The 24,999-nt window shown below is 48.1% G+C and carries 23 protein-coding genes and 1 other annotated feature; of the genes, 8 read left to right on the plus strand and 15 right to left on the minus strand.

Annotated features, from left to right (window positions below; translation table 11 throughout):
• Position 1: 1 nt before the first annotated feature.
• Positions 2–793 (minus strand): nucleoside triphosphate pyrophosphohydrolase, encoded by a 792-nt coding sequence (gene mazG / locus GPK49_RS12190; protein WP_215678207.1) that lies wholly within the window; start codon positions 791–793, stop codon positions 2–4.
• Between the two features lie 215 nt (positions 794–1,008).
• Between mazG and GPK49_RS12195 the strand changes: the two genes are divergently transcribed.
• From GPK49_RS12195 to GPK49_RS12205, 3 genes are all read left to right on the plus strand, one after another.
• Positions 1,009–1,863 carry a sulfide/dihydroorotate dehydrogenase-like FAD/NAD-binding protein gene (locus GPK49_RS12195; protein WP_215678210.1) on the plus strand — a complete coding sequence of 285 codons (855 nt, stop codon included), beginning with the start codon at positions 1,009–1,011 and terminating at the stop codon, positions 1,861–1,863.
• Positions 1,864–1,877: 14 nt separating this feature from the next.
• On the plus strand, positions 1,878–3,269 hold the full coding sequence (gene gltA, locus GPK49_RS12200) for an NADPH-dependent glutamate synthase (RefSeq protein ID WP_215678212.1): 1,392 nt from the start codon (positions 1,878–1,880) through the stop codon (positions 3,267–3,269).
• 199 nt (positions 3,270–3,468) lie between these two features.
• On the plus strand, positions 3,469–3,690 hold the full coding sequence (locus GPK49_RS12205; RefSeq protein WP_215678215.1) for a helix-turn-helix domain-containing protein: 222 nt from the start codon (positions 3,469–3,471) through the stop codon (positions 3,688–3,690).
• 74 nt (positions 3,691–3,764) lie between these two features.
• Here the strand turns inward: GPK49_RS12205 and GPK49_RS12210 are convergent, their stop codons facing one another.
• The 5 genes from GPK49_RS12210 to GPK49_RS12230 all read right to left on the minus strand — a co-directional run bounded on the left by GPK49_RS12210 (position 3,765) and on the right by GPK49_RS12230 (position 6,184).
• Positions 3,765–4,100, minus strand: coding sequence for a hypothetical protein (locus tag GPK49_RS12210; RefSeq protein ID WP_215678218.1), 336 nt, complete (start codon positions 4,098–4,100; stop codon positions 3,765–3,767).
• Between the two features lie 27 nt (positions 4,101–4,127).
• On the minus strand, positions 4,128–4,496 hold the full coding sequence (locus GPK49_RS12215) for a DUF2500 domain-containing protein (protein WP_215678221.1): 369 nt from the start codon (positions 4,494–4,496) through the stop codon (positions 4,128–4,130).
• Between the two features lie 488 nt (positions 4,497–4,984).
• Entirely contained in the window at positions 4,985–5,299 is a 315-nt protein-coding gene (locus GPK49_RS12220; protein WP_118580087.1) for a hypothetical protein, read from the minus strand.
• A 119-nt stretch (positions 5,300–5,418) separates the two neighbouring features.
• Positions 5,419–5,661, minus strand: coding sequence for a hypothetical protein (locus GPK49_RS12225; RefSeq protein WP_215678224.1), 243 nt, complete (start codon positions 5,659–5,661; stop codon positions 5,419–5,421).
• Between the two features lie 70 nt (positions 5,662–5,731).
• The gene (locus GPK49_RS12230; protein WP_016407594.1) at positions 5,732–6,184 is read right to left on the minus strand and encodes a VOC family protein; all 453 of its coding nucleotides are present in this window, start codon (positions 6,182–6,184) and stop codon (positions 5,732–5,734) included.
• Between the two features lie 400 nt (positions 6,185–6,584).
• Between GPK49_RS12230 and GPK49_RS12235 the strand changes: the two genes are divergently transcribed.
• The 5 genes from GPK49_RS12235 to GPK49_RS12255 all read left to right on the plus strand — a co-directional run bounded on the left by GPK49_RS12235 (position 6,585) and on the right by GPK49_RS12255 (position 11,974).
• Entirely contained in the window at positions 6,585–7,196 is a 612-nt protein-coding gene (locus tag GPK49_RS12235; RefSeq protein WP_215678227.1) for an MBL fold metallo-hydrolase, read from the plus strand.
• Between the two features lie 115 nt (positions 7,197–7,311).
• Positions 7,312–8,805, plus strand: coding sequence for a glycerol kinase GlpK (gene glpK, locus GPK49_RS12240; protein ID WP_215678231.1), 1,494 nt, complete (start codon positions 7,312–7,314; stop codon positions 8,803–8,805).
• A gap of 108 nt (positions 8,806–8,913) precedes the next feature.
• Entirely contained in the window at positions 8,914–11,031 is a 2,118-nt protein-coding gene (gene nrdD, locus GPK49_RS12245) for an anaerobic ribonucleoside-triphosphate reductase (RefSeq protein ID WP_215678233.1), read from the plus strand.
• Positions 11,031–11,525, plus strand: a complete 495-nt coding sequence (gene nrdG, locus GPK49_RS12250) for an anaerobic ribonucleoside-triphosphate reductase activating protein (RefSeq protein ID WP_215678235.1) — start codon at positions 11,031–11,033, stop codon at positions 11,523–11,525. The genes nrdD and nrdG overlap by 1 nt, the downstream gene beginning before the upstream one ends.
• A 14-nt stretch (positions 11,526–11,539) precedes the next feature.
• Positions 11,540–11,974: a dUTP diphosphatase gene (locus GPK49_RS12255; RefSeq protein ID WP_118580099.1), complete on the plus strand. Its 435-nt coding sequence runs from the start codon at positions 11,540–11,542 to the stop codon at positions 11,972–11,974.
• 149 nt (positions 11,975–12,123) lie between these two features.
• Here the strand turns inward: GPK49_RS12255 and GPK49_RS12260 are convergent, their stop codons facing one another.
• From GPK49_RS12260 to GPK49_RS12300, 9 genes are all read right to left on the minus strand, one after another.
• The gene (locus tag GPK49_RS12260) at positions 12,124–16,437 is read right to left on the minus strand and encodes a hemoblobin-interacting domain-containing protein (protein ID WP_215678237.1); all 4,314 of its coding nucleotides are present in this window, start codon (positions 16,435–16,437) and stop codon (positions 12,124–12,126) included.
• A 313-nt stretch (positions 16,438–16,750) separates the two neighbouring features.
• A complete protein-coding gene (locus GPK49_RS12265) occupies positions 16,751–17,584 on the minus strand; it encodes a MetQ/NlpA family ABC transporter substrate-binding protein (RefSeq protein WP_016406621.1) in 834 nt (277 codons plus the stop codon).
• 74 nt (positions 17,585–17,658) lie between these two features.
• Positions 17,659–18,318, minus strand: coding sequence for a methionine ABC transporter permease (locus GPK49_RS12270; RefSeq protein ID WP_016406622.1), 660 nt, complete (start codon positions 18,316–18,318; stop codon positions 17,659–17,661).
• Positions 18,311–19,330 (minus strand): methionine ABC transporter ATP-binding protein, encoded by a 1,020-nt coding sequence (locus GPK49_RS12275; protein ID WP_215678239.1) that lies wholly within the window; start codon positions 19,328–19,330, stop codon positions 18,311–18,313. Before GPK49_RS12275 ends, GPK49_RS12270 begins: the two co-directional genes overlap by 8 nt.
• A 63-nt stretch (positions 19,331–19,393) precedes the next feature.
• Positions 19,394–19,649, minus strand: a binding site (T-box leader).
• A gap of 64 nt (positions 19,650–19,713) precedes the next feature.
• Positions 19,714–20,772: an LCP family protein gene (locus GPK49_RS12280; protein ID WP_215678242.1), complete on the minus strand. Its 1,059-nt coding sequence runs from the start codon at positions 20,770–20,772 to the stop codon at positions 19,714–19,716.
• A gap of 148 nt (positions 20,773–20,920) precedes the next feature.
• Positions 20,921–22,108, minus strand: coding sequence for a glycerophosphodiester phosphodiesterase family protein (locus GPK49_RS12285; protein ID WP_215678245.1), 1,188 nt, complete (start codon positions 22,106–22,108; stop codon positions 20,921–20,923).
• A gap of 79 nt (positions 22,109–22,187) precedes the next feature.
• The gene (locus GPK49_RS12290) at positions 22,188–22,502 is read right to left on the minus strand and encodes a DUF1292 domain-containing protein (protein WP_016406626.1); all 315 of its coding nucleotides are present in this window, start codon (positions 22,500–22,502) and stop codon (positions 22,188–22,190) included.
• Between the two features lie 90 nt (positions 22,503–22,592).
• Entirely contained in the window at positions 22,593–24,056 is a 1,464-nt protein-coding gene (locus GPK49_RS12295; RefSeq protein ID WP_215678248.1) for a DEAD/DEAH box helicase, read from the minus strand.
• 249 nt (positions 24,057–24,305) lie between these two features.
• Positions 24,306–24,998, minus strand: a complete 693-nt coding sequence (locus tag GPK49_RS12300) for an N-acetylmuramoyl-L-alanine amidase (RefSeq protein WP_215678251.1) — start codon at positions 24,996–24,998, stop codon at positions 24,306–24,308.
• Between the last annotated feature and the right edge of the window lies 1 nt (position 24,999).

Below are 24,999 nucleotides of genomic sequence, written 5' to 3' on the forward strand. Positions count from 1 at the left end.
ATCATTGCATTGGATTCAGCTTGATTTTTGCCTCATCCCAGAGTAAATCCATCTCCTCCAAAGACATCTCCGAAAGAGCTTTGCCCTCTAAAAGGGCGGATTTCTCAATATATTCAAATCTATTTATAAACTTTTTGATGGCTTTTGTCAAGGCAAACTCAGGATTTATTTTCAAAAAACGGGAGATATTCACCAAGGCAAACAAAATATCCCCGAATTCCTCCTCAATCTCCCCATTTTCTCGCACTGCCTGTTCTAATTCCTGTACCTCCTCGTACACCTTCTGCATGGCATCTGCCGTCACCGGAAAGTCAAATCCGACATCCGCCGCCTTCTTCTGCACCTTCCTTGCACGGATGAGCGCAGGCAGTGCCTCCGGCACACTCTGCATGACCTCTGTCTGGGTTTCCTGCCTTTTCTCCTTCTTCTTCAGCTCCTCCCAGTTGATGAGCACCTCCTCCGCCGTATCCGCCTTGCCGCTCCCGAATACATGCGGATGGCGATAAATCATTTTCTCGCAGATGCCCTGTATCACATCCCCCATCGTAAAGCCGCCCTGCTCCGTCTCGATTTCCGCATGAAAGACCACCTGCATCAGCACATCCCCCAGCTCCTCACAGAGATTTTTCATATCCTTTTTGTCAATCGCATCCGCCGCCTCGTAAGCCTCCTCCAGCATATCCATGCGGATGGATGCGTGCGTCTGCACCCTGTCCCACGGACAGCCGTTTTCGCCGCGCAGAATACGGATAATCCGCACCAGATCCTCTAATGTATCCATTTTATTTTCCATAACAAACCTCCTTTTTCTTGCAGGGACAAAATTCGTCCCGTGTTTGTTTGTTTCCCATAAACTTTTGTATTTATTTTTAAGGAAAAATGGCAGTTTTCTATCTTTTTTCCGCAAACCTTTTGTGTTATGATAGATGCAATCTATATATTATCAAAAATACTGCCGAAAGAAAAGCCTTTCGGCATCCCAAACGTAGAGAAAGGAAGGAACCACCCATGTTTCGTATCGTGAATAAAAGAGAGCTCAACAGCATGGTCACTCTGCTGGAGATTGAAGCACCCTTTGTTGCCAAAAAGGCACAGGCAGGTCAGTTCATCATCTTCCGCGTGGATGAATTCAGCGAAAGAGTTCCGCTTACCATCGCAGATTATGACAGAGAAAAAGGCACCGTTACCATTATCTTCCAGAAGGTAGGGCTTTCCACAAAGCTGCTTGCCGCAAAAGAGATTGGCGATACCATTCAGGATTTTGTCGGCCCTCTGGGCGTTGCCACAGAATATGACGGCATGAAAAAGGTTGCTGTTGTCGGCGGCGGTGTTGGCTGTGCCATCGCCTATCCGCAGGCAAAGGCACTGCATAACCTCGGTGTAGAGGTCGATGTCATTGCCGGCTTCAGAAACAAGGATATCGTCATTCTGGAGGACGAAATGAACGCCGTTGCTACAAATTATTACCTCATGACGGATGATGGCTCTCAGGGCGAAAAGGGCTTCGTTACCGATAAGCTGAAATCCTTGATTGAGGCAGGCAATAACTATGATGCTGTAATCGCCATCGGCCCCATCCCCATGATGAAATTCGTCAGCCTGACCACAAAGCCCTTCGGCATCAAAACCATTGTTTCTCTGAACCCCATCATGATTGACGGCACAGGCATGTGCGGTGGCTGTCGTGTCACCGTTGGCGGCAAGATTAAGTTTGCCTGCGTAGACGGCCCCGACTTTGATGGGCATGAGGTGGATTTTGACGAGCTGATGAACCGTAACTCCATTTATAAGGCAAGAGAAGCGGAGCTGACAGAAACCCACATCTGCCGCATGGATAAGCTGGCAAATGAACTGATCAAATAAGGAGGAACGGTATCATGGCAAATATGAGTCTGGAAAAAATCAAGATGCCCGAACAGGCACCTGATGTAAGAAATAAAAACTTTAAAGAGGTTTCCCTCGGCTATACCGAGGAAATGGCAATCGAAGAAGCGCAGAGATGCCTGAACTGTAAGCATAAGCCCTGCGTGAGCGGCTGTCCCGTTAATGTACGCATCCCCGAATTCATCGCAGAGGTTGCAAAGGGTGACTTCATGGCGGCTTATAAGGTCATCACCTCTACCAATGCTCTGCCTGCGGTCTGCGGTCGTGTTTGTCCACAGGAAAGCCAGTGCGAATCCAAATGCGTCAGAGGCATGAAGGGCGAAGCAGTTGCCATCGGTCGTCTGGAACGCTTCGTTGCCGATTGGTATATGAAAAACTGCGATGAGCTGCCCGAAAAGCCTGCCTCCAACGGCAAAAAGGTTGCTGTCATCGGCTCCGGTCCCTCCGCACTTGCCTGCGCAGGGGATCTGGCAAAGCAGGGCTACGAAGTAACCATGTTCGAAGCCTTCCATAAGGCAGGCGGCGTATTGGTTTACGGTATTCCCGAATTCCGTCTGCCCAAGGCAATCGTGCAGAAGGAAATTGATAAGCTGACTGCTCTGGGCGTAAAGATTATGACAAATATGGTTATCGGCAAGGTGCTTTCCATTGATGAAATCATCAACGATATGGGCTTTGATGCTGTCTTTGTCGGCACAGGCGCAGGCCTGCCCTCCTTCATGGGCATCCCCGGCGAAGCATTGGTCGGCGTTTATTCCGCAAATGAATACCTGACAAGAATCAATCTGATGAAGGCATATCTGCCCGAATATGATACCCCCATCCGCAACAGCAGGGCAGTTGCCGTTGTCGGCGGCGGTAATGTTGCCATGGATGCGGCAAGATGCGCAAAGCGTATGGGTGCGGAGCATGTTTATATCGTATACCGCCGTTCCGAAAAGGAAATGCCCGCCCGTCTGGAAGAGGTGCATCACGCAAAAGAGGAAGGCATTGAATTCCACCTGCTCGAAAACCCCGTACAGATTCTCAATGACGGCAACGGTCAGGTTTGCGGCATTGAATGCTTGAAAATGGAACTTGGCGAACCCGATGCCAGTGGCAGAAGAAGCCCCATCCCCATCGAAGGCTCCAATTATGTGCTGGATGTAGATACCGTTATCATGTCTCTCGGCACCTCCCCGAACCCCCTAATTCGCAGCACCACAAAGGGTCTGGAAACAAATCGTAAGGGCTGTCTGGTTGTCAACGAGGAAACAAACCAGACCACAAGAGAGGGCGTTTATGCCGGCGGCGATGCCGTAACAGGCGCAGCAACCGTTATCCTCGCAATGGGCGCAGGGAAAAAGGCTGCCGCCGCGATTGATGAATACTTAAAGAATAAATAATTGCGAAGGCTCTGCCCTTGTCTCCCCCTTTGTAAAGGGTGGACCTAAACTTTACAAAAAAGCGGTTTCCGAACGGAAACCGCTTTTGCTTTTCCATTTTACTCACCTCAGCTACATATTAACGGAAATACCGTTAAAAACCAATACTGGTATTTCCGTTATGGTCTAATAAAGACATAGCTTGAAACGAGGTGAGGATATGCTGCAAAGATTAAAGGATTTCAGAGAGGATAAAGACATTTCACAAAAGAAAATGGCAGAAATTCTGAATGTTGCACAGACAACCTATTCCGATTATGAATTGGGCAAAATCAATATTCCCTTAAACACCTTGAAAAAGCTTGCTCTTTTCTTTGATACCAGCATTGACTACCTTCTGGAACTGACAGACGTATCAAAACCCTATCCCCGTAAAAAATAAGATAAAAAATCAAGCGGTTTCCGAACGGAAACCGCTTTTACTTCATTATATTTCAACTATCAGATAAATCAAATTTATTCCACCCGAACATTGATCGGCTTTACCGTAAGATTACCACTGCCCGCAACACTGTACCATCTTCCTCTTTCGAGCTTGATTTTTTCCGTCATGCCATGCGTAATGTATCCGATTGTGTATTTCTCTCCCGTTTCAACATCGGTAAAAACCACATCGGTATCGCTATCACCGCTTACCCTTACCGTCCCAAAAAGCGGCTGTATCTGTTCTGCCTTCACGCCGCCGTCCTCGTTTGAAAGGGTAAAGGTATGCTTTCTCTGTATAGTAGAATAAGCCAAAATCCCTGCCAGAAAAACCAGTGCCACGCATAACATAAACCGCTTTGCCTTCATCCGAACACCTCTTTCAAAAATCCCAAGTTACCGTTCAAACGCTAAATATCTCGTTCCTTGAAAGGTCAATCTTCCTGTATCACCTTCTGCAAGCATTCCATACTCTGTTCCTGACACCCGGAACTCCATTCTGTCTCCGCTTTCCGTCTGAAATGTCACATAATATGTTGTGTTTGTTGTAATATAGAATCCGTGTGCCCCACTCGCATCGCCTGCATTTGCATGTTGATGGTGTGTAATATTTTTTCTCTTCGCAACAATAACAGCTGACACAGTTAATCTAGGTGACTGATTATTCTTATTCCACGTAACAATTCCCTGTCCCAAAGAAAAAATAATAATACCAATCACAATAATAAACATGATTGGAACCATACTGCTCATCGGATCAGACATCTTCTAATTCACCTCTCCTCATATAACCTAAATTTCCGGTTCTACAAAGCTCGATTTACCAATATTTTCAGGCGCACCTGCGCCGCCTTTCTCCCTGCCGTTTTCGGCACTGTGGGGAAGGGTTTGGAAAGGGAAACCATGTGTCCCTTTCCTCGTCTGCGGAGGTTTGGAACCCATTACAGAAGGTGCGCCCAGATAAGAAACCCTGAATTCTGAAATGCTGAAAGTTACAGCTACTGCGTCAGTTTCCCTTGACAGCCTAAGTCAAAGGATGCCTGCGGGAAACTTCCTTATATCCGCAGTCTTTCAGCTATTTCATCTTCTTCATATTTTCTTATTGGGACACACCTAAACCGGTTCCAAGTTTTTGTTACTTTTTAGCATAAAAAGTAAGGATGGAACGCCTTGTTTTGCCGTAAAAGTTCTAAACGGGCGAATGACTAATGTTGTCCAACCGCCACTTTTCAGGCGCACCCGCGCCGCCTTTCCTATCTTACTGCTTCAAATTTCTCCCGAACGTATAAATATACCACACCATTCATGCCAAAGGTACCCATAATCAGCACAACCGCAGCAACCACAATCGCTCCGATGGTATCCATCAGCCCTGCGAAATCCCTAATCTGCACACGGTAGCGAATCTCCAGAAACTGTAGAAAAAGCGCCGCCACACAGCAGCAAAAGCTCAAAAAAACATATTTACTCAAGCCGCCGAAATTTCTGACCTTACCTCGCGCCGCGTATGGAATCCACCATGCCGCCAACCCCAATAAAATACTTCCGATACTATAATATACACTCATCTGCATTTTCTCCTTTCCGCAAAATATGCCGTCTTTTCCATTACTGCCATCTGCTCCAACCATTTCTTTTTTGCGCAACTGCACCCTTTCTTTGTTTCCTTTCTCCTCCCGAGCAAAAATTATTGCCTGCATCTATAAAGCTCCTTTATCCCGACTATAAACGACATAAGAATGATGATTATGTAAACAATTCTCATTCCAATGGAACGTTCCGCCCAGTTGTCAACCGCAATGAGAGACCACAGTATCCCCTGCACAACCTGCACACCCCCTTCGATTTTCGGATTGTCCTTCTTCTTATATCGCATAATCAGCAAAGCAACATAAAGAACCAGCATAATTATCAATAAAATTTTTGTCACCATGATACCTCCATAAAAGATTCCTCTATAAAATTAGAATTTGCCATTTTCCCACACCTATGGCTTCTTATCAAAGAGGCTGCATCATCTCAAGGATGATACCATCTGGATCTCTGAAATAAAAAGCTCGACTTTCCCCAAATCCATCTGCTCTAAAATCGAAATACTGCGGTTCAGACAAGCACTCCACATGATTTTCAATCAGGGTTCTGTAGACAGAATCTATGTCATCCGTGTAGAAGCACACTTCTGAGATGGATGTCGTAAACAAATCGGATTGTTCTTTATGGATTTCGCCGTCTACAAACTGAATCAGTTCGACTGGCGGTGCTTCAATAGCCTTGGAGCCATTCAAATATGCAACTCTTGCTTTGCAATTTGCTCTACGAAACATTTTATCTGTTTCTTCGCCTTTCATAAAAATTTCTCCTTGAAACTCAAGACCAAGGATGTCTCTGTAGAAAGCAATCGAGCGATCCAAATCAGAAACTGTTAATCCAACGTGATAAATTCTTCCAACCATATATATTCCTCCCAAGAAATACCGATTTATTGTTCCTTTCAGGCGCACCTGCGCCGCCTTTCTCCCTGTCGTTTCCGGCACTGTGGGGAAGGGTTTGGAAAGGGAAACCTTGTGTCCCTTTCCTCGTCTGCGGAGGTTTGGAACCCATTACGAAACGGGTTCCAAGTTTTTGTTACTTTTTAGCATAAAAAGTAAGGAAGAAATCCTCTGTTTCGCCGAAAGAGTTCTAAACGGGCGAATGACTAATGTTGTCCAACCGCCACTTTCCCTTTATTTGGATTATAGCACAAAACCCGCGCCCCATTTCTTAAGACTTTCTTACAATTCCCCCTCGCCTTTTGGTTGCAAAATCCCCTTAGGATTGCTATAATTTGAAAAAACACACCAAGGAGGACTTCCCATGAAAATTGCTTGCTACGCTGCAGGTTCCGTCGGCACAAATAATTATGTGATTTCCGATGACAACGGTATCACCGCTATCATCGACTGCGACGGCAGCCCTGCACCTTTATATCAGTATGTAGAACAGAATCATCTCAAGGTTACACATATTCTGCTGACCCATGGACATTATGACCATATCGGCTCCGTCAACGAGGTTGCCTCGCATTTCGGCTGCAAAATCGTCGGTGCGGCAAAGGAAATGCCCGTCTTCACCGACCCTGCACTCAACTGTTCTCAGTTTGTCGGCGGTCCCATCATCGTTCACCCCGATATTCTGGTTTCCGAGGGCGATAAGGTAACCGTCGGTGATATGGAATTTGACGTAATGGAAACCCCCGGACATACGGTAGGCTCCATCTGCTTTATCGGCAAGGATATCATTTTCAGCGGCGATACCCTGTTTCAGGGCTCCTGCGGCAGAACAGACCTCCCCACCGGCGATTGGGATGATATCAAAAAATCCCTGAAAAGGCTCGCCGCACTCCCCGGGGATTATCAGGTATATTCCGGTCATGGCCCTGCCACCACGCTGGAAACAGAACGCAGAACCAACCCCTATATGAGATAATCCGATTCCCCCGCACTGCCTGCGGGGGTTCTTTTTTTCTGTTCGCTTGTTCCCTCCTTTGCTTTTTGCTATACTAAAATCAATACTAATTTTTTGAGAAAAAGGAGGGCTCCCCATGAAATACATTCTTTCCTTAGACCAAGGCACAACCAGCTCCCGCGCGATTCTTTTCGACCAGAACGGGCAGATGAAAAGCGTTGCGCAGAAGGAATTTCAGCAATACTATCCCCACCCCGGCTGGGTGGAGCATGACGCTCTGGAAATCTGGGAAACACAGCTTTCGGTTGCGCGCGATGCCATTGCCAAGCTTGGCATTTCCGCAAGGGAGATTGCCGCCATCGGCATCACCAACCAGCGCGAAACCACCATCCTCTGGGACAAGCGCAACGGAAAACCGATTTATCATGCCATTGTCTGGCAGTGCAGAAGAACCGCACCCTATTGTGATTCTTTGCAGGAGCAGGGCTACACCGAAAAAATCCGCGAAAAAACAGGGCTTCTGATTGATGCCTATTTCTCCGCAACAAAAATCCGCTGGATTTTGCAAAATGTCCCCGAAGCGAAGGCACTCGCAGAAAGCGGCAATCTGCTTTTCGGAACCATTGACACTTGGCTCATCTGGAATCTGACCGGCGGACAGGTTCATGCCACCGATTATTCCAACGCCTCCCGTACCATGCTGTTCAATATCCATACGTTGGAATGGGATACCGAGCTTCTGGATCTACTGGAAATCCCACGTTCCATCCTGCCCGAGGTGCGCCCGTCCAGCGGCATTTTTGGTAGCACGCTCCCCCTTCTCTTTGGCGAAAGCATCCCGATTGCAGGGGCGGCAGGCGATCAGCAGTCTGCCTTATTCGGGCAGGCGTGCTTCTCCCCCGGCACCGCCAAGAATACCTTTGGCACAGGCGGCTTTCTGCTGATGAACACAGGAGACAAGCCCGTTTTTTCGCAAAATGGCTTAGTCACCACGATTGCATGGGGTCTAGGTGGCAAAATCACCTACGCACTGGAGGGCTCTATTTTCGTTGCAGGCGCGGCAATCCAATGGCTGCGCGATGAATTGGGGCTGATTTCCTCCGCCGGGGAAACAGAAGGACTTTGCAGAGAGGTTCCCGATACCTGCGGTGTCTATCTCGTGCCTGCCTTTGTGGGCTTGGGTGCGCCCTATTGGGACCCCTACGCGCGTGGCTGCCTAACAGGGCTGACCCGCGGCGCAAACCGCTGTCATATCGCGCGCGCGGCAGTCGAGTCCATGGCATACCAAACCTATGATGTCCTCCACGCTATGGAGCAGGATGCAGGCATTCCCCTCGCAGAGCTGCGTGTGGACGGCGGTGCGGCGGCAAATTCCTTCCTGCTGCAATTCCAGTCCGATATCACAGGCGTACCCGTTCTGCGCCCCTCCACACTGGAAACCACTGCCCTCGGCGCGGCATATCTGGCAGGGCTTGCCGTCGGCTATTGGGCAGATTTATCGGAAATCCGCCGCAACTGGCAGGTTTCCGCCGCCTTCTCCCCTGCGGCAGAAAGTGAAAAAATCAAGGAAAAGCTGGCAGGCTGGCATCATGCGGTCAGACAGGCAAGGCTCTCCGATGAGGCAGAATAACTATATCTTGTTAAAATATGCCGTATATATTGACTTTAACCACCAGATATAGTATAGTATTCGATATACTCAAAAATTTTATTTCTTGCCGAAAAAGGAGGAAGGCTTATGTATGTCATCAAAAAGGATAATACCCACGAGGCATGGAATGTGCAGAAGGTCGTGGTTGCAGTTAATAAATCCGCTTATCGTGCCATGGTAAAATTCACACAGGAGGAGCTGGATTTCATCTGCTCCTTCGTGGAGGAAAAGGCGCGCTCTCTGGGGCGTGAGGGCATCCCCATCGCAGAAATGCACAATATCGTCGAAGCCGCCCTCGAGCAGGTCAAGCCCGAAGTTGCGAAAAGCTATCGAGACTACCGCAATTATAAGCAGGATTTTGTCAAAATGCTGGATGAGGTCTATAAAAAAAGCCAATCCATCATGTATATCGGGGACAAGGAAAACAGCAACTCCGACAGTGCCCTTGTTTCCACCAAGCGTTCTCTGATTTATAATCAGCTGAATAAGGAGCTTTATCAAAAATTCTTTATGACAACCGAGGAACTGCAGGCATGTCGGGATGGGTATATCTATATCCACGATATGTCTGCCAGAAGGGACACCATGAACTGCTGCCTGTTTAACGTGAAGGATGTGCTGACAGGCGGCTTTGAGATGGGGAATCTCTGGTATAACGAGCCGAAAACACTGGAGGTTGCCTTCGATGTCATCGGGGATATCGTGCTTTCCGCGGCGAGCCAGCAATACGGCGGCTTTACTGTGCCCTCCGTGGATTTGCTCCTTGATCCATTTGCGGAGAAAAGCTACGAAAAATATTACCGCCGCTATATCGATATGGGTCTGACCGCGCGCATCGCAGACAGAGAAGCCATGAAGGATATCCAGAAGGATTTCGATCAGGGCTTTCAGGGCTGGGAATATAAATTCAATACCGTTGCGTCCAGCCGCGGCGATTACCCCTTCATCACAATGACCTTCGGCACAGGCACAGGCAAATTTGCGAAAATCGCATCCATCACTATGCTGAATGTCCGCAGAAAAGGGCAGGGCAAAAAGAACTGCAAAAAGCCTGTTCTTTTCCCGAAGCTGGTGTTCCTCTATGACGAAAACCTGCATGGCGCAGGAAAGGAATTGGAGGATGTCTTTGAGGCAGGGATTCTCTGCTCCTCCAAGAGCATGTACCCCGATTGGCTTTCTCTGACAGGTGAGGGCTATGTAGCGGAGATTTACAAGAAATACGGTGCCATCATCAGCCCCATGGGCTGCAGAGCCTTCCTCTCCCCCTGGTTTGAACGGGGCGGCATGGAGCCTGCCGATGCAGAGGACAAGCCTGTGTTCGTCGGGCGGTTCAATATCGGCGCGGTCAGCCTGCATCTGCCTATGATTTATGCCAAGGCAAAGCAGGAAAGCAGACCCTTCTTCGAGGTTCTGGATTACTATCTGGAGCTGATTCGTCAGCTGCATATCCGTACCTATGCCTACCTCGGCGAAATGCGTGCCTCTACAAATCCTCTGGCGTATTGTGAGGGCGGTTTTTACGGCGGTCACCTGAAATTCCATGAAAAGATTAAGCCGCTCTTAAAAACGGCGACAGCGTCCTTCGGCATTACGGCGCTGAATGAATTGCAGGAGCTCTACAACGGCAAATCTCTGGTTGAGGACGGGCAGTTTGCGATTGATACCCTACAGCATATCAATGATAAAATTGCGGAATACAAGAAGGCGGACGGCAATCTTTACGCCATCTACGGCACGCCTGCGGAAAGCCTCTGCGGCTTGCAGATTACGCAGTTCCGCAAGAAATACGGCGTGATTGAGCATGTTTCCGACCGTCCCTACGTCTCCAACAGCTTCCACTGCCATGTGACCGAGGATATCACCCCGATTGAAAAGCAGGATCTGGAAAAGCGCTTCTGGGATTTATCCAACGGCGGCAAAATTCAATATGTAAAATACCCGATTGATTATAATCTGGATGCCATCCGCACCCTTGTGCGCCGTGCCATGAAATTAGGCTTTTATGAGGGGGTCAATCTTTCCCTTGCCTATTGCGATGACTGCGGGCATCAGGAGCTGGAAATGGACATTTGCCCGAAATGCGGCAGCAAAAATCTTACAAAAATCGAGCGCATGAACGGCTATCTTTCCTACTCCCGTGTGAAGGGGGATACCCGTCTGAATGACGCAAAAATGGCTGAAATCGCAGAAAGGAAGAGTATGTAATGCGGTATCATAATATTACAAAGGACGATATGCTCAACGGCGAAGGGCTGCGTGTGGTGCTTTGGGTGAGCGGCTGTTCGCACCACTGCGAGGGTTGTCATAACGCCGTCACATGGAACCCTGAGGGAGGGCTTGTCTTTGATGTAGCGGCAGAGGAGGAGCTGTTCTCCCTGCTCTCCCGCGACTATATCAGCGGCATTACCTTCAGCGGCGGCGATCCGCTTTATACGGGCAATCGGGAGGAAATCGAACGGCTGGCGAGGAAGGTCAAGCTGGAATACCCGGAGAAGAATATCTGGCTGTATACAGGCTACCGCTGGGAGGAAATCAGCGCACTGCCGCTGATGCAATACATTGATGTGCTGGTGGATGGAAAATTCATCGCAGATTTGAAGGATACCAAGCTGCACTGGAAGGGAAGCTTCAATCAGCGCATCATTGATGTGCAGAAATCCCTGCAAAGCAGCTCCCTTTACCTATACCATGCAGAATGAGAGAGGAACGAGATATGGAAAAAATCAAGATTAAATATCTGAGCGATAAAATCGAAAGACTGCGCTACATTGACGGGAAATCCGACTGGATTGACCTGCGTGCGGCAGAGCGTGTAGAGCTGAAAAAGGGCGAATTTCAGCTGATTCCGCTGGGGGTTGCCATGCAGCTGCCACAGGGGTTTGAGGCGCATATTGTGCCGCGCAGCTCGACCTTCAAGAACTTCGGCATCATCCAGACGAACCACTGCGGCATCGTGGATGAGAGCTACTGCGGCAACAATGACCAGTGGTTCATGCCGGCATTTGCGCTCCGGGATACGGTGATTGAGGTGAATGACAGAATCTGCCAGTTCCGCATATTTGCGCATCAGCCGACGCTGACATTTGAGGAAACAGACGACCTTGGGAACGAGGATCGCGGCGGACTCGGCTCGACCGGAAAGCAATAAAAACGGCGGACTTTACCGGACAAAGTGGACAGGACTGGACACCCTATGGACACCAAAAAGACAGGGTGTGGACACCCCTGTGGACACCCCTGCGGACACAGAAAAAAGTGATTTTCCAAACGGAAAATCACTTTTTTTGTTTAGGGTTTTTATTCTTTTACCAGAGAATATGTAATCGTTACATCTTTACCATTAACTTTACCCTTAATCGTAATTGTAGTACCATCCTCTACATCTGCAAGGCTGCTTTCGTAGAATTTGATACCAACGCTATAATTTTCTGTTACAGTACCAAATTCAGTCTCACTAAAGGAAAAACTGAAAGTAGCCTTTGTAAACTTCTTATCATTGCCAACCTGCACTTCTGTAATGCTATCGACGAAAGAAGCTAAATCATTTTCATTATCGAAACCATTAAAACGCATTTCATAGAATTTGCCATTCCAATCTTGTTTCAGTTTGCATTCTTTTACCGTAATGCCGCCGTTATCGGGTGTTTCGGGGGTACCAGGGGCAGTTGTGCCGCCGCCACTATTGCCGCTGTTGGGCATAGTATATGTTACTACATTTTCTTTATAACCTGTTGCAGTAATAGTAACTGTAATATTACCACTGCCTGTAAAGCCTTCTGCGCCTAATTTCAGGCTCGGCAATATGATACCAAGAGAATACTGCTTGCCTGTCGGCGTAGAGTCTTCCGTTGCTGTGTAGTCAGTATTCCCAACCTTTACAGAAGTGATTGCATTCAGATAATCAGATACATCATTGCCATTAAAGGAAACTTGATAATAATTATCTGCCTCCTTATGCTCAATCTTACCTGTGGGTGCTGGTTTTGTTGTGGGTTCTGTGGGTGTTGCATCGGTACCATAGTTGATTACCAGATCCTTATAGCCTGTTGCTTTGATGGTTACTGTTGTTTTGCCATTTGCAACAAAGCTGCCTGTGCCCAGTTTCAGATCATCTTCAAAGCCTGTTTCCTTCACATAAGAGGTGCTCTTTTCTCCAACCTCAGTGCCAGAAACAAGGCTGTACTCTGTCCCCTGAACCATTACAGATGTAATATTCTTCACATATTCTCTTGTATTACCCCCTGTGAAGGTAACTTTGTAGTAAGGATAACTACCCGTTGCACCGTATTCGGTCTTTTCAGCAATCGTATATGCAGGTGCATCCAGCTTAGTATCTTCGCCGGGATTAGGTGTAGGGTCGGTAGTTGCGCTATCACCTTTCAGTGTATAGGTCATTGTTTTGTAACCCTTCGCCTCTACAGTAATCAGAGTACCCTTTTCTGCATCAATGCCGTTTACAGCCAAATCCAAAGCATCCTTATAACCGCCATAGGTGGAATCTGCAATCTTTGTACGATAGTTATCATTCTGGAAGTAAATGCTTGTTGCTTCTGTGTATGCTTTCGTGCCAACGGTTACCTTTTTGATTGCGCCCAGATATGTATCCAAGTCCTTACCCTCCAGACCGCTGAAGGTCAGACGGTAATAATCAGTGCTTTCCAGTAAACCATCCTTGTCTTTCTTTTCATGCTTTGCAACGGAAGGTGCTGTTTTCAGAGGTGTTGTTCTCTCTACTGTAAATTCTTCTGTTGTCAGTGTTTCATAGTGGTTTGCAGATACGGAAACGGTATAGATACCGGGTTCTACGTTTTTCAGTGTGATGGTTTTGCCATCTTCGCTTACTACATAGTAAACAGCATTGCTGCCTTCATAGCCCTGATGATATACTGTTTTTTCCGTGCCGTCGCTGTTTTTCAGCACAACGCCGCTGAGGTTTTTCAGAAAATCCCCTTCGGAATTTGTTACTGTGATGACAACATCCTGCCCTTCGCTGATAGGTGTTGCTACAGAAAGGGACAGTTCTTTTTCTGTTTCCTTCGCATAATCAATGGTAACAACATTGCTGAGGTAGCCTGTTGCATCTACTGTGATTTTATTTTCGCCGATTTTCAGTGCGTCTGCTTTGATTGTAATCTTATTGCCTTCGATGGTATAAGCATCTGCGCTCAGTTCCTGCCAGTTATCATTCAGATACAGCTTTGTAATCTTGCCCATGTAAGCATCTGCATTTTCAAAGGTAATTTCAACATCCTGATTTTCCTTTGTCTCGCCTACTGTAGCCTTGGGTGCTTCCAATCTGCCATAGGTATTGCTATGCTGAATATCACCCAGCAGACCATCTTCCAGAACCTCTTTTACTGCGGAAGGTCTGTTCGGGGTTGTTTTCACATTGCCTGCCGCAATATATTCTGCGTAGCCAAGCCATTCGGCACCTGCTACCTTTGCATCATTGACTGCATTCAGATAGCCTGTATGGGTGTTATAAGTTGTATCGCCCTGATTGAATACCGCGTCGCAGATTACATTGTACCAGTTATCTACTACCTTTGTTGCTGCCGCGCAGGTTACGCCCATTTCTTCCAACAGCAGTGCATTTGCCAGCAGGTCGCTATCGAACAACAGGTCTGCGGAAACCTTATAGCCGCCGCTGCTGTCGGAAGAACCACCGCCGCTGCCGCTGCCTGTAGCGTGTGTCATTACGTCATACGCTGCGGACTGATAAACTACAGCTGCCTGCTTGGAGGATACATCCTTACCGCCTGTTACGTTGAAGCTCTTGCTGAATTCCTTAAAGCCGTTGCTGCGGATTGTGATGGTATAATTGCCGTTATAAGGCAGGTTATTCACGCCTTCTTCTGCGTTCACATCGTTATACAGAACGAACAAATCGCCGAAAAGGAAATAATCGTTGATATAACGCAGTTCCTTTGTATCCCCCTTCGGATCTGTCAGTGTTACGCTTTCGATGGGAGTTGTGATTGCATACGTCATATCCTTTACATCGAAATGCAGGTTTCTGCCGGAAACTGCGGTTTCTCTCAGAAGGAGTGTAGGTGCTTTTTCATTTACCACATGGATGGGAACCAATACGGATGCCTTATCGCCGCCATTGGATTTCACACGCACATAATAGCGTCCGTTGTTGCGGAAATTGCTCTGTCCGATAGGAATGGTCAGTTCGCCGACCTTATTGTTATAGTGGGCAACATCCCCTGCCGATGTATAGGTCAGATTGGAGTTGATTGTGTTCTTGTTTTCGTTATACTCTACCAGCTCCAGCTTGTTAATGCCGTTGAACCATGCTTTTTCTTCATCGGTATTGAAGTTGAACATAATGGTTACATTGCCTACAACCTCACCAAAAGTTTCGCCATCCTTTACTTCCGCATCGGGGGAGTAATAGGGATGTGCGTTTGCTTCTTCTGTCAGATTAAAGGTTGTTCTTGTGGGATTGATACGAACATTGCCGTCCTTATCGTAGTTTGTCAGATAATAATCCCATGCTGCAACAGCACCATGCGCCCATACATACTTAGGCAGATACTGTGTGCCTGCATAAACGGATGCCGCACCGCTGCCGTTCAGATTGATGGTCTGTGTTTTATCACCGCTCTTGATAACAACCTGCTTGGGTGTCCTTACCAGAGGCAGCTTTGCGATTGTGCCGTCTGTGGTCACCTTGGACAGTTTCGCTGTTACATCTATGCCGTCAACCGTTACGGAAGTTACTTTTTCTATGCTATAGCCATCCTTGAATGCCAGAGGCAGCCACGTACCCATATCGGTGCTTTCTACCACTGCTTTTTCTGCATCCACGATAGCCTCTGCGGTTGCTGTGCTGCCGCTATTGGAGCCGCCGCCGCTATGGGAGCCGCCGCCGGAGGAGGAACCGCCGCCGCCGGATGTTTTCTTAGTATTGGTTTTGGTGGCTTCATCGGCTTTGGCTTCTTCTTTATTCTCTGCTTTATCATCAGCAGCAGCGGAGGAGCCATAAAATTCCTGCATACGATACAGCATCTGTGCAAATTCTTCTCTTGTTACCTGCTGTGCGGGGCGAAGAGTTTTATCCTCATAGCCTGACGCATAGCCCTGTGCAATCATTGCGGAGATTGCCGCCTTTGCCCAGCTACTGATGCTGCCTGCATCGTTATAGGATGCAAGTGTGCTTTCATCGCCGCCTGTTACGGAAAAGGCTCTGACCAGAATGGCAAACAGCTCCTGTCTGGTTACGGGGCGATCGGGGTAGATGGAATCTCCATCGCCATAGAGGATATTCAGCTCGACTGCCTTTGCCATGGAGCCGGCATACCATGCGTTTTTATCCGCGTCGGTGAAGTTATCCAGCACGCTGACATCGCCTGCGCCTGTTTTCATCGCGCGAGAGAGGATTGCCGCCAGCTGTGCGCGTGTTAAGGCAGCCTTCGGCGCGATTTTATCCTCGCTTACTCCTGTGATAAAATTATTCTTAACAGCAAATTCCATTGCGTCCTTGGACCAATTCTGCGGAAAATCAGAGTAATCCGCAGATGCGGCAGCATAAGCCTGACTGCTCAACAGTACAGATGTGCAAAGTACGCCCGACAGCAATCGGTACATTCCTTTGTTCTTCATAAAATTCTCCTTTCGTTTCCCTTCCCTATTATCTTTTTTGTGTCTGTAAGGTTGAAAATGATTGTTTTTAAAGAATCATTCCACTGTTAGTTGTATCTAACTTTCAGCAGTTTATCATCTGTAATATTCGCTTGTCAAGGCAGATTCTTCCAAAAATACACTTGTTGAAAAATGTTTTCATCTTTTGATTTTATTGCAAAAAAGTCTCATTTTTGGTAGAATTTTTATTTTTGCAGCAAAAAAACAGACGAACCGCTTTCGCAAATTCGTCTGTTTTTTATTGATTCGATTTTCTTAAATACCTTTTGATTGCTTACTGCAGGGGTGCTACTGCGCCGCCGTAGGTGTTATTGATGAAATCAACCACTGTCTGACCATGCAGAACTTCCATCAGTTCAGCAATGCCGGGCAGATTTTCGTTGCCTTCTTTTACTACAACTACGTTGCCGTATGTCTTAGCTGCTACGGATTCTGCATCCTCTGTTGCCAGAGCGTCATCCTGTGTCAGCTTATTCTGCAGCGCATAGTTTGCATTGATTGCTGCGAAGCCCAGATCGCTCAGGGACAGAGGCAGCTGTGCAGCTTCCATTTCAACGATTTCCAGATTATAGGGGTTTTCTGTGATATCCAGCTTTGTTGCGGTTACGCCTGCATCGGGATTCAGCTTAATCAGACCATTTGCTTCCAGAAGCAGCAGCGCACGACCGCCGTTTGTAGCGTCATTGGGGATACCAACCTTTGTGCCGGCGGGGATATCCTTCAGATCCTTTACAGTGCCGGCATAGATGCTCATGGGTTCAAAATGAACCTTGCCAACTGCTACCAGATGCGTGCCCTGTTCCTTATTGAACTGTTCCAGATAAGGGGTGTGCTGGAAGTAGTTTGCATCCAGATCACCGGATTCTGTTGCCAGGTTAGGCTGTACATAATCTGTAAATTCAACGATATCCAGCTTGATGCCTTTCTCTGCCAGTTCATCCTTTGCTGCATTCAGGATTTCAGCATGGGGTGTGGGAGAAGCACCGATTTTCAGTGTGATTTCCTCTTTGTTGCTGTCATCGTTTGTTGCTGCGTCATCAGAGCCACCGCAAGCTGCCAGACCAACAGTCAGCACACCTGCCAATAAAATTGCAAAAAATTTCTTCATAGTACGTTTCCTCCTTGTTTTAAAAAAAATATTCTTTTGCTTTTGGTTTTTTATGTGAAGCCTAAAAAACAGGCTTACAGTCTTCTGTCTGTGTGCTTGGAAATACGCATGCCAAGCTCCTGAAATACCAATACGATGATTGCCATGAGGATTACCATGACATACATGATATCGGACTGCTTTCTATAATAGCCATAGTTGATGGCAATGGCACCCAAGCCGCCTGCGCCGACGATACCTGCCATTGCGGAATAGCCCAAAATGGTGGTAATGCTGATTGCCGCACCGACCAAGAGGGAGGGCTTTGCCTCGGGCAGAAGTACCTTTGTCATAATCTGAAACGGGGAGGCACCCATGGACTGTGCCGCCTCAACAACGCCGATTTCCACTTCCTTCAAAGAGGATTCTACCATTCTTGCGATGAAGGGTGCGGCTGCAATCCAAAGACCGACAATCGCCGCCTTGGAGCCGATTACTGTGCCGACCACCATTTTTGTGAAGGGCATCAGCGCAATCAGGAGAATCAGGAAGGGAATGGAACGGAAGAAGTTGATAATCATTCCCAGAAGGCTGTTCAGCCAGGGAATCGGATGAATTCCATCCTTATCGGTCACAACCAGAACCAAGCCCAACGGCAAGCCGATGATATACGCCAGAGCTGTAGAGATGACTGTCATATAAATGGTTTCTATAAAGCCTTGCCCGACCAGAGCAAGCATACCTTCCTTAAACATATTCTACCTCCTCTACTTCTACGCCTCTGTCTGTGAGATATTGAATCATTTTCTGACGAATTTCCTTTTCCTCGGGGAACTGCACCAGCATCTGACCAAAGGCTTGATTTTCAATCGTTCTTGTATTTGCCGCCAGAATATTTACGACATTCTTCAGCTCAATCATCATCTGCCCCAGAACAGGCTCATTTTCACTGCCGCCCTTGAATACCAGACGATAGGAATACGGCAGCTTGCCTGTATATGCCTCTCGGTTTGTACCCTCGTGCATAACCAGCTCCTGCCCGATTTTTGTTTTGGGGGCACGGAAGATTTCCTCCACGCCGCCCTCCTCGGCAATCAGACCGCCATCAATGATGGCAACTCTATCACAGATTTCCTGAATGACGCTCATTTCATGGGTGATAACCACGATGGTAATGCCCAATCTGGTGTTGATATCCTTTAACAAGGAAAGAACACCTGCGGTTGTATTGGGGTCCAGTGCGGAGGTGGCTTCATCACAAAGCAGCACCTTCGGCTCGGTTGCCAAGGCTCTTGCAATGGCAACTCTCTGCTTCTGCCCACCGGAAAGCTGCGCCGGATAGGATTCCATTCTATCTGCCAGACCAACCAGCTCCAGAAGCTCCTTGGCTCTTTCCTTTGCCTTTGCCTTCGGCACACCGGAAATTTCCATCGGGAAGCAGACATTATCCAGTGCCGTTCTCTGCATCAGCAGATGGAACTGTTGGAAAATCATACCCATGTGTCTGCGCTGCTCTCTCAATTCCTTATCGCCAAGGGCGGTCAGCTCTACGCCATCGAGCCATACCTTACCGGCTGTGGGGCGTTCCAGAAGGTTGATGCAGCGAACCAGCGTGCTTTTGCCGGCACCGCTCAGCCCGATGATGCCGAACACCTCTCCCTTTTTAATATCTACACTTACGCCATGGAGCACCTCCAGCTCGCCCGCCTTGGTGCGGAACCGCTTTTTGATACCCTCTAAGCGAATCATCGTTTCTTTTTCAGACATTTCCCAAACCACCTTTTCTTTATACGCAAAATAAAAAGCTCTCATCCCTTTTGACCACTCAGTCAAAGGGACGAGAGCATAATATGCTTCGTGTTACCACCCTAATTCACAGCAACCTCACGATTACTGCCTTATCAAGTACGGGCATTTGCCGATACTCCGGCGCTGTCACGGGCGCTCCCGTCGCAGCCTAAAGGGAAACCCTCTCGGTGCGCGGCTCCAAGACCATCTTCCAACCCTTCCGCATTTCCTCCTTCGCAGCTACCGGAGGTTCTCTGTAAAATCTTTCAGGCTGTACTCTTCTTTTCATTGCCTTTGCTTTTTGAACTTGTACCCCATTATACCCCGTAAAAAATATTTGTCAACTCTTTTTTTAAATTTTTTTAATCTTTTTCTTCGTCCTCGGAGGAAGCATATTGTGCAAAGGGAATATCCTCATACAGATACTTATGGAGCATATCCTTTGCCTGCGCAAGGTCATAGATATAATACCATGCGCCGCCAATCGTCTGCCCTTCGGCGTGGATATATTCATTGGGGAACGCCGCCTGATCCAGCGTAAGAGAGCTGCCCTTCAGACCGACGGAGGCCAATTTCAGAAGCTCATCATTGCTGAGGGAGGTCTGCACCATGGGGGCGAACTTCCGCACATAGGAGGGGTATTCCAGAGGGTTAATCTCCTTCGCCTTTTCAAAGAGGGACGCAAGAACCTCTCTCTGGCGGGAGGTACGCATATCATCATTATCAATCTTGCGGATACGGGAATAGCTGACCGCCTGCGGCCCGTTCAGGGTGATATAGCCTGTTTCGTAAAGGGGCTCGCCCGACAGAAGATAGGCGTTAATCTGCCGACGCTCCGCTTCGGTGACATCCACCTCGACACCGCCCATGGCATCAATCACCTCTGCGAGGGAATCGAAATTGACGGCGACATAATCGGTTACATCCAAGCCGAAATTTTCATTGAGGGTGCGGATGGCAAGCTCAGGCCCGCCATAGGAAAAGGCATGGTTGATGCGGGTGTTATTGTAGCCGGGGATGGCAACATAGGTATCTCTTGCGATGGAGACCAGCTTAACCTGCCCTGTTTTGGTATTGACGGAGGCAACCATGACAACATCGGAGCGACCGTTATAATCGTGATTGCGGGAATCAATGCCGTAAAGGGCAATATTGATGACCTTTTCATTCACGCTTTCATTGACGGAAAGCTTATCCTCATCCACCTCGGTACGATCCAAGCCGCCAATCATGTATAAAAATACACCATAAGCCGCGCCAAGCAGCGCAAGACAGACAGCCAGAGTAATCAGAAGGGTCTTGAGATACAGGCGTTTCAGGTGCTTTCTGTGCTTCTCCCTTGTCATGCTCTGCTTCGCATATTTTTTCGCCGTTGGGCGTTTTTTTCGCTTCGATGTGTGTGTCTCTCTGTTTTCGCGCAAGGTATGCCCCTCCTTTTTGTTGTGTTACAAGCAATTTTCTTTATTTTAAAGGAGTTTTCGACAAAAAACAATTAAGATTCCTTTAAGATGTGATTTCTGCAAAAAAACAGCTCAGGCACGAACGCCTGAGCCAAGGGGATTTTAGATTTTACTGCAGCAGCGCGAGAATCTGCTCCACGGGGGCATAAACCTCGCCATCCACATAGAAGCATTGGATGCCGCTTTCCTTGCCGCCGATGAGAAGCTTGAAATCGGCTTTTTTGGTGACAAGGTGTCCGCTGTGATCCATGAGCATTTCATTTCCCATGGTGGTAAGGGTTTTGCCGACGGTGAGATTGAGCGTGCCTGCTTCCTTTTTATATTCAGCGGAAAACCTTTTGCCAAGCTGTGCCATCTGCCGCAGAGGGGCATAGGGCATGCCGAAGATTGCGAGGGTGGTCAGCTTCGCTTCTTTCCCTTTTACGGTGACGGTTTGCTCTGTGGTCTGTATACTATTCGTAAGCCCAACCCAGGAAAGCTCATAGGGTTTGATGCGGTCGGTATAAATGCCGTCCACGCCTGCGGCAAGAGCATCCTCAAAGATGCGGTAGCGATTGACAGTATGGGCATAGACCTTGAGCCCCTTTGCCTTCAGCTTGGAGATATTTTCCTTCTTTGCACGGTCGATATGCAGGGTGACGGTATCAATGCCATTTGCGGCACAGAAATTCGCGATATCGCCATAATTGGGATTTGCATAAAGATACAGGGTGAAAATCCAGTTTTCAAAGGGATAGATTTCCTTGATCCAGCTGAGCATTTCTTTATTGTACAGCTGCGGAATGATGCGGCTCAGAATTTCGGGCGAGCCGATATTATTGGCGATATTCACCAGATCGCGGAACTGCCGCTGCACCTGCGCCTTATCGGTGGTTTTGGTATCCGTTATGAGGTACATATCGGGGTATTCCTGCATGAGATAGAGCAAATCCACCGCTGTCATGGGGGTCTGCTCATAGACCGCAGGGGTCGAGGTGAAGGTTTTGGTATCCATCACCAGAGAGCCGCTCGGCTTGATTTCCAGACGATAATAGGAGCCGTCCTTTTCAAAATCGTGCCGCACGACGAGGGTACCGTCTGAGGTATAGGTAAAATCCGCCTCTACGGCGCGGAAGCCATTCTGCCAAGAGGTCAGGAAGGCTTCTTTGGAATTGGTTTCGATTTTGCCGTCTGCCTCCCCCAAGGCATGGGCAATCAGAGGATTTTTGCTCTGCCAATCTGCCGCAAGGGCAGGCTGTGCCGCCGAAGCGCCAAGCACCAACGCCAGAGCAAATGCCGCTATTCTTTTTCCTTTCATGCTCTTCTCTCCAATCTTTTCCAACTATAAAACACAAAAAACAGGGATAGTGTTCTATCCCTGTTCCCTTGCATTTCTATTATTCGTCTTCGTCATCGAACAGATCATAGAATGTATTGGATACCTTTTCAAAATCGTCATCGCTTTCGATATTGAGAAGCTCGATGCCGTCCTCGTTTTCCTTATATTCATACAGGAGAACGGTTTCATCTTCCAGGGGCAGCAATGCGATATATTCCTTATCGGCAATGCCATCCACCGCAAACACACCAAGGATGCCACATTCCATTTCTGTATCATCATCCAGAGTGAGGGTTAAAGTTTCCATTTCCATTTCTTCGTGTACATGATCGTCATGATCGTGACCGCAGCCACATCCGCAAGTATCGCTCATTCTTGAATCCTCCTTAAAAGTTATGATTTTCCGTTGAAGCACGGAAGTATTGATTGTATATATGATAACCGAAAATCGCGTTTTGGACAATTACTTTTTTTGACTTTTTTGACGGTTTGCCTCTTTTTCCGCAAGTTTTTTCGCTTTTCTGGCAAAGAAGCCCAGACTATCGTCCGCCTGCTTTGTTTTTTTGCCCTTTTTGCCCTGCTTTTTGGGCGTTTTTGCCATAGAGAAAGGCTGTTCCTTCGCTTTTTTCTTTTTGGATTTTTTTGGTGCGCCGCCGGTTTCAATGACAAATTCACCGAAATCCTCTAAATCGTCAAATCCGCCCCAGCCGTCACCCTCTACCCATTTATCCTCAATGACAGGCTTTTTCGCTTTCATCGGCTTGATGATGTCTTTTTTTGTTTTTTGGCTATCGACCAGCTTGCCGAAGGACATTTCCTTCTGCTCAAATTGCAGACCCCATGTTTTTTCGTAGCGGTGAATCCACTTGCGTTCATAGGGGGTGACAATGGTGATGGCAGTGCCTTCCATGCCCTTTCTGCCACAGCGGCCTGCACGATGGAGATAATGCGTGGGTTCTTCGGGGACATCTAAGTTGATGATATGCGTAACACCCTCGATATCCAGACCGCGGGAGCCGATATCGGAGGCAACGAGGACATGGATACGCCCTTCACGGAAGCCATCCATGGCGTTTTTGCGCTCCTGCTTGCTTGCCTGCCCATAGATGCCTGCCGCCTTGATGCCGTGATAATTCAGCTTATCGACCGTGACCTCGATATTTTCGGGGTTATTGAGGAAAACCATGCACTTCTCCGGCTTTTCGCCTGCGAGAATTTTACGGAGATTGGCGAATTTTTCTCTGTGCGCGGAGAGGATATAATAATGATGGATGCCCTTGGGGACAATGCCGCCGCTTTTGGCTTCCAAATCAACCGCATCTGCCTTCATCATGGCTGCGGCTTTTGCCTTGGCTTCGCTGCTGACAGAGGCGGAAAGCAGAACAATCTGCCGCTCCTTCAGGGTTGTTTTGATGACAGCGGCAACATCCTCCACGTTGCCGTCATCCATAAGGCGGTCGCCCTCATCCAGAACGATGGTTCTGACGAGATGTGCCTGTATTTTTTTCTTACGAATCAAATCCAGAATACGCCCGACAGAGCCGACCACGATACGCGGCTTTGCTTTCAGCTTTTCCAGCTGTCTGCCGATGCCTGCCGCACCGATGAGAAGGACACAGCCTGCCGCGATGCCCGCATTTTCCTGCAAAAGCTCCGCCTGATGATAGACCTGCGCCGCCAGCTCATGGGTGGGGGTGAGAATAATCGCCTGCGTGCCGCGGATATTCATATCCAGCTTTTCAAAAATGGGCAAAAGATATGCCAAGGTCTTGCCGGAGCCTGTTTCGGAACGACCGATGACATCCTTGCCGGATAAAATTTCGGGAATCATTTTCTGTTGGATTTCCGTTGGGGTTGTGATGCCCTGCTCTGCCAACGCGGTGACCAGAGCTGCACGCAGTCCCAATGCTTCAAATGTATGTTCCATAGATACATCCTTTCTTTTTCCGATGCAGAAGTTATTCCCCCCATAAACAAAATCCTTCTGATACCGCGGAAAGGTTTGGGAAACGAAGCGTTTCCCGACCGGAATCCGCAGTCGGAATTTACTTCCGGCGAGGAAAACAGTGAGTTTCAAGGCTCCAGCCGATGGAACTCATCTGTTTATTCTTCTGTTTTAACAAGTCGAAATCCTGATTTCGACTTAGGTGTCGACTTCGTCGACACCTTCTTTTCTTTAAATGATACTGATTTTTTCAAAATAGTCAAGGATGCCGCAATAAACCGCCCATGCAAGCCGTTCCTGATAGGCGGTATCATTGAGCAGACGCTCCTCCTCGGCGTTGGAAAGGAAGCCGCACTCCACGATAACGGCAGGGATTTGGGTGGTACGGAGGATATAATACTCCTTATTTTCCTTTGCCATACGCCGATTGCTGCCATCCACGCGGCTTTTCAGGCTTTCCTGCACACATTCCGCAAGGATTTTGCCCCTTTCACTGCTTTTATGATAAAACACCTGCGCCCCCTTTGCCTTCGCAGAGGGGAAGGCATTCTGATGAATGCTGACGAAGATATCCGCGCCTGTTTCATTGGCAATACGCTGCCGCTCTGCCATATCCGCGTGCTTACTGCCGCCCAGTGCCGTATCCGCATTACGGGTGAGAATGACCTCCGCACCGCCCTGCTCGAGATATTCCGTCAGCTTTTCTGTGACTGCGAGGTTCAGTATTTTTTCATTCTCGCCGCCTGTGCCTGTTTTGCCTGGGTCCCAGCCGCCATGCCCTGCATCCAGAACCACCCGCACGCCCATCATGGGAAAAAGGGCTTTGGTTTCCTCCCCAAGCGCAGTATGCACGAGGCAGACCCCAATGATGCAGAAACAGCAGACAAGGCTCACCCATTCCCTTCGCAAAAAAATCCCCTTCATC

This window comes from Clostridium sp. MCC345, assembly GCF_018785345.1.
In the GTDB taxonomy this organism is placed as follows: Bacteria; Bacillota; Clostridia; order Lachnospirales; family Anaerotignaceae; genus Anaerotignum_A; species Anaerotignum_A faecicola.

Coding starts and splice junctions, on each gene's coding strand:
- mazG (WP_215678207.1), bottom strand. CDS start 793: ATGGAAAATAAAATGGATACATTAGAGGATCTGGTGCGGATTATCCGT.
- GPK49_RS12195 (WP_215678210.1), top strand. CDS start 1,009: ATGTTTCGTATCGTGAATAAAAGAGAGCTCAACAGCATGGTCACTCTG.
- gltA (WP_215678212.1), top strand. CDS start 1,878: ATGGCAAATATGAGTCTGGAAAAAATCAAGATGCCCGAACAGGCACCT.
- GPK49_RS12205 (WP_215678215.1), top strand. CDS start 3,469: ATGCTGCAAAGATTAAAGGATTTCAGAGAGGATAAAGACATTTCACAA.
- GPK49_RS12210 (WP_215678218.1), bottom strand. CDS start 4,100: ATGAAGGCAAAGCGGTTTATGTTATGCGTGGCACTGGTTTTTCTGGCA.
- GPK49_RS12215 (WP_215678221.1), bottom strand. CDS start 4,496: ATGTCTGATCCGATGAGCAGTATGGTTCCAATCATGTTTATTATTGTG.
- GPK49_RS12220 (WP_118580087.1), bottom strand. CDS start 5,299: ATGAGTGTATATTATAGTATCGGAAGTATTTTATTGGGGTTGGCGGCA.
- GPK49_RS12230 (WP_016407594.1), bottom strand. CDS start 6,184: ATGGTTGGAAGAATTTATCACGTTGGATTAACAGTTTCTGATTTGGAT.
- GPK49_RS12235 (WP_215678227.1), top strand. CDS start 6,585: ATGAAAATTGCTTGCTACGCTGCAGGTTCCGTCGGCACAAATAATTAT.
- glpK (WP_215678231.1), top strand. CDS start 7,312: ATGAAATACATTCTTTCCTTAGACCAAGGCACAACCAGCTCCCGCGCG.
- nrdD (WP_215678233.1), top strand. CDS start 8,914: ATGTATGTCATCAAAAAGGATAATACCCACGAGGCATGGAATGTGCAG.
- nrdG (WP_215678235.1), top strand. CDS start 11,031: ATGCGGTATCATAATATTACAAAGGACGATATGCTCAACGGCGAAGGG.
- GPK49_RS12255 (WP_118580099.1), top strand. CDS start 11,540: ATGGAAAAAATCAAGATTAAATATCTGAGCGATAAAATCGAAAGACTG.
- GPK49_RS12260 (WP_215678237.1), bottom strand. CDS start 16,437: ATGAAGAACAAAGGAATGTACCGATTGCTGTCGGGCGTACTTTGCACA.
- GPK49_RS12265 (WP_016406621.1), bottom strand. CDS start 17,584: ATGAAGAAATTTTTTGCAATTTTATTGGCAGGTGTGCTGACTGTTGGT.
- GPK49_RS12270 (WP_016406622.1), bottom strand. CDS start 18,318: ATGTTTAAGGAAGGTATGCTTGCTCTGGTCGGGCAAGGCTTTATAGAA.
- GPK49_RS12275 (WP_215678239.1), bottom strand. CDS start 19,330: ATGTCTGAAAAAGAAACGATGATTCGCTTAGAGGGTATCAAAAAGCGG.
- GPK49_RS12285 (WP_215678245.1), bottom strand. CDS start 22,108: ATGAAAGGAAAAAGAATAGCGGCATTTGCTCTGGCGTTGGTGCTTGGC.
- GPK49_RS12290 (WP_016406626.1), bottom strand. CDS start 22,502: ATGAGCGATACTTGCGGATGTGGCTGCGGTCACGATCATGACGATCAT.
- GPK49_RS12295 (WP_215678248.1), bottom strand. CDS start 24,056: ATGGAACATACATTTGAAGCATTGGGACTGCGTGCAGCTCTGGTCACC.
- GPK49_RS12300 (WP_215678251.1), bottom strand. CDS start 24,998: ATGAAGGGGATTTTTTTGCGAAGGGAATGGGTGAGCCTTGTCTGCTGT.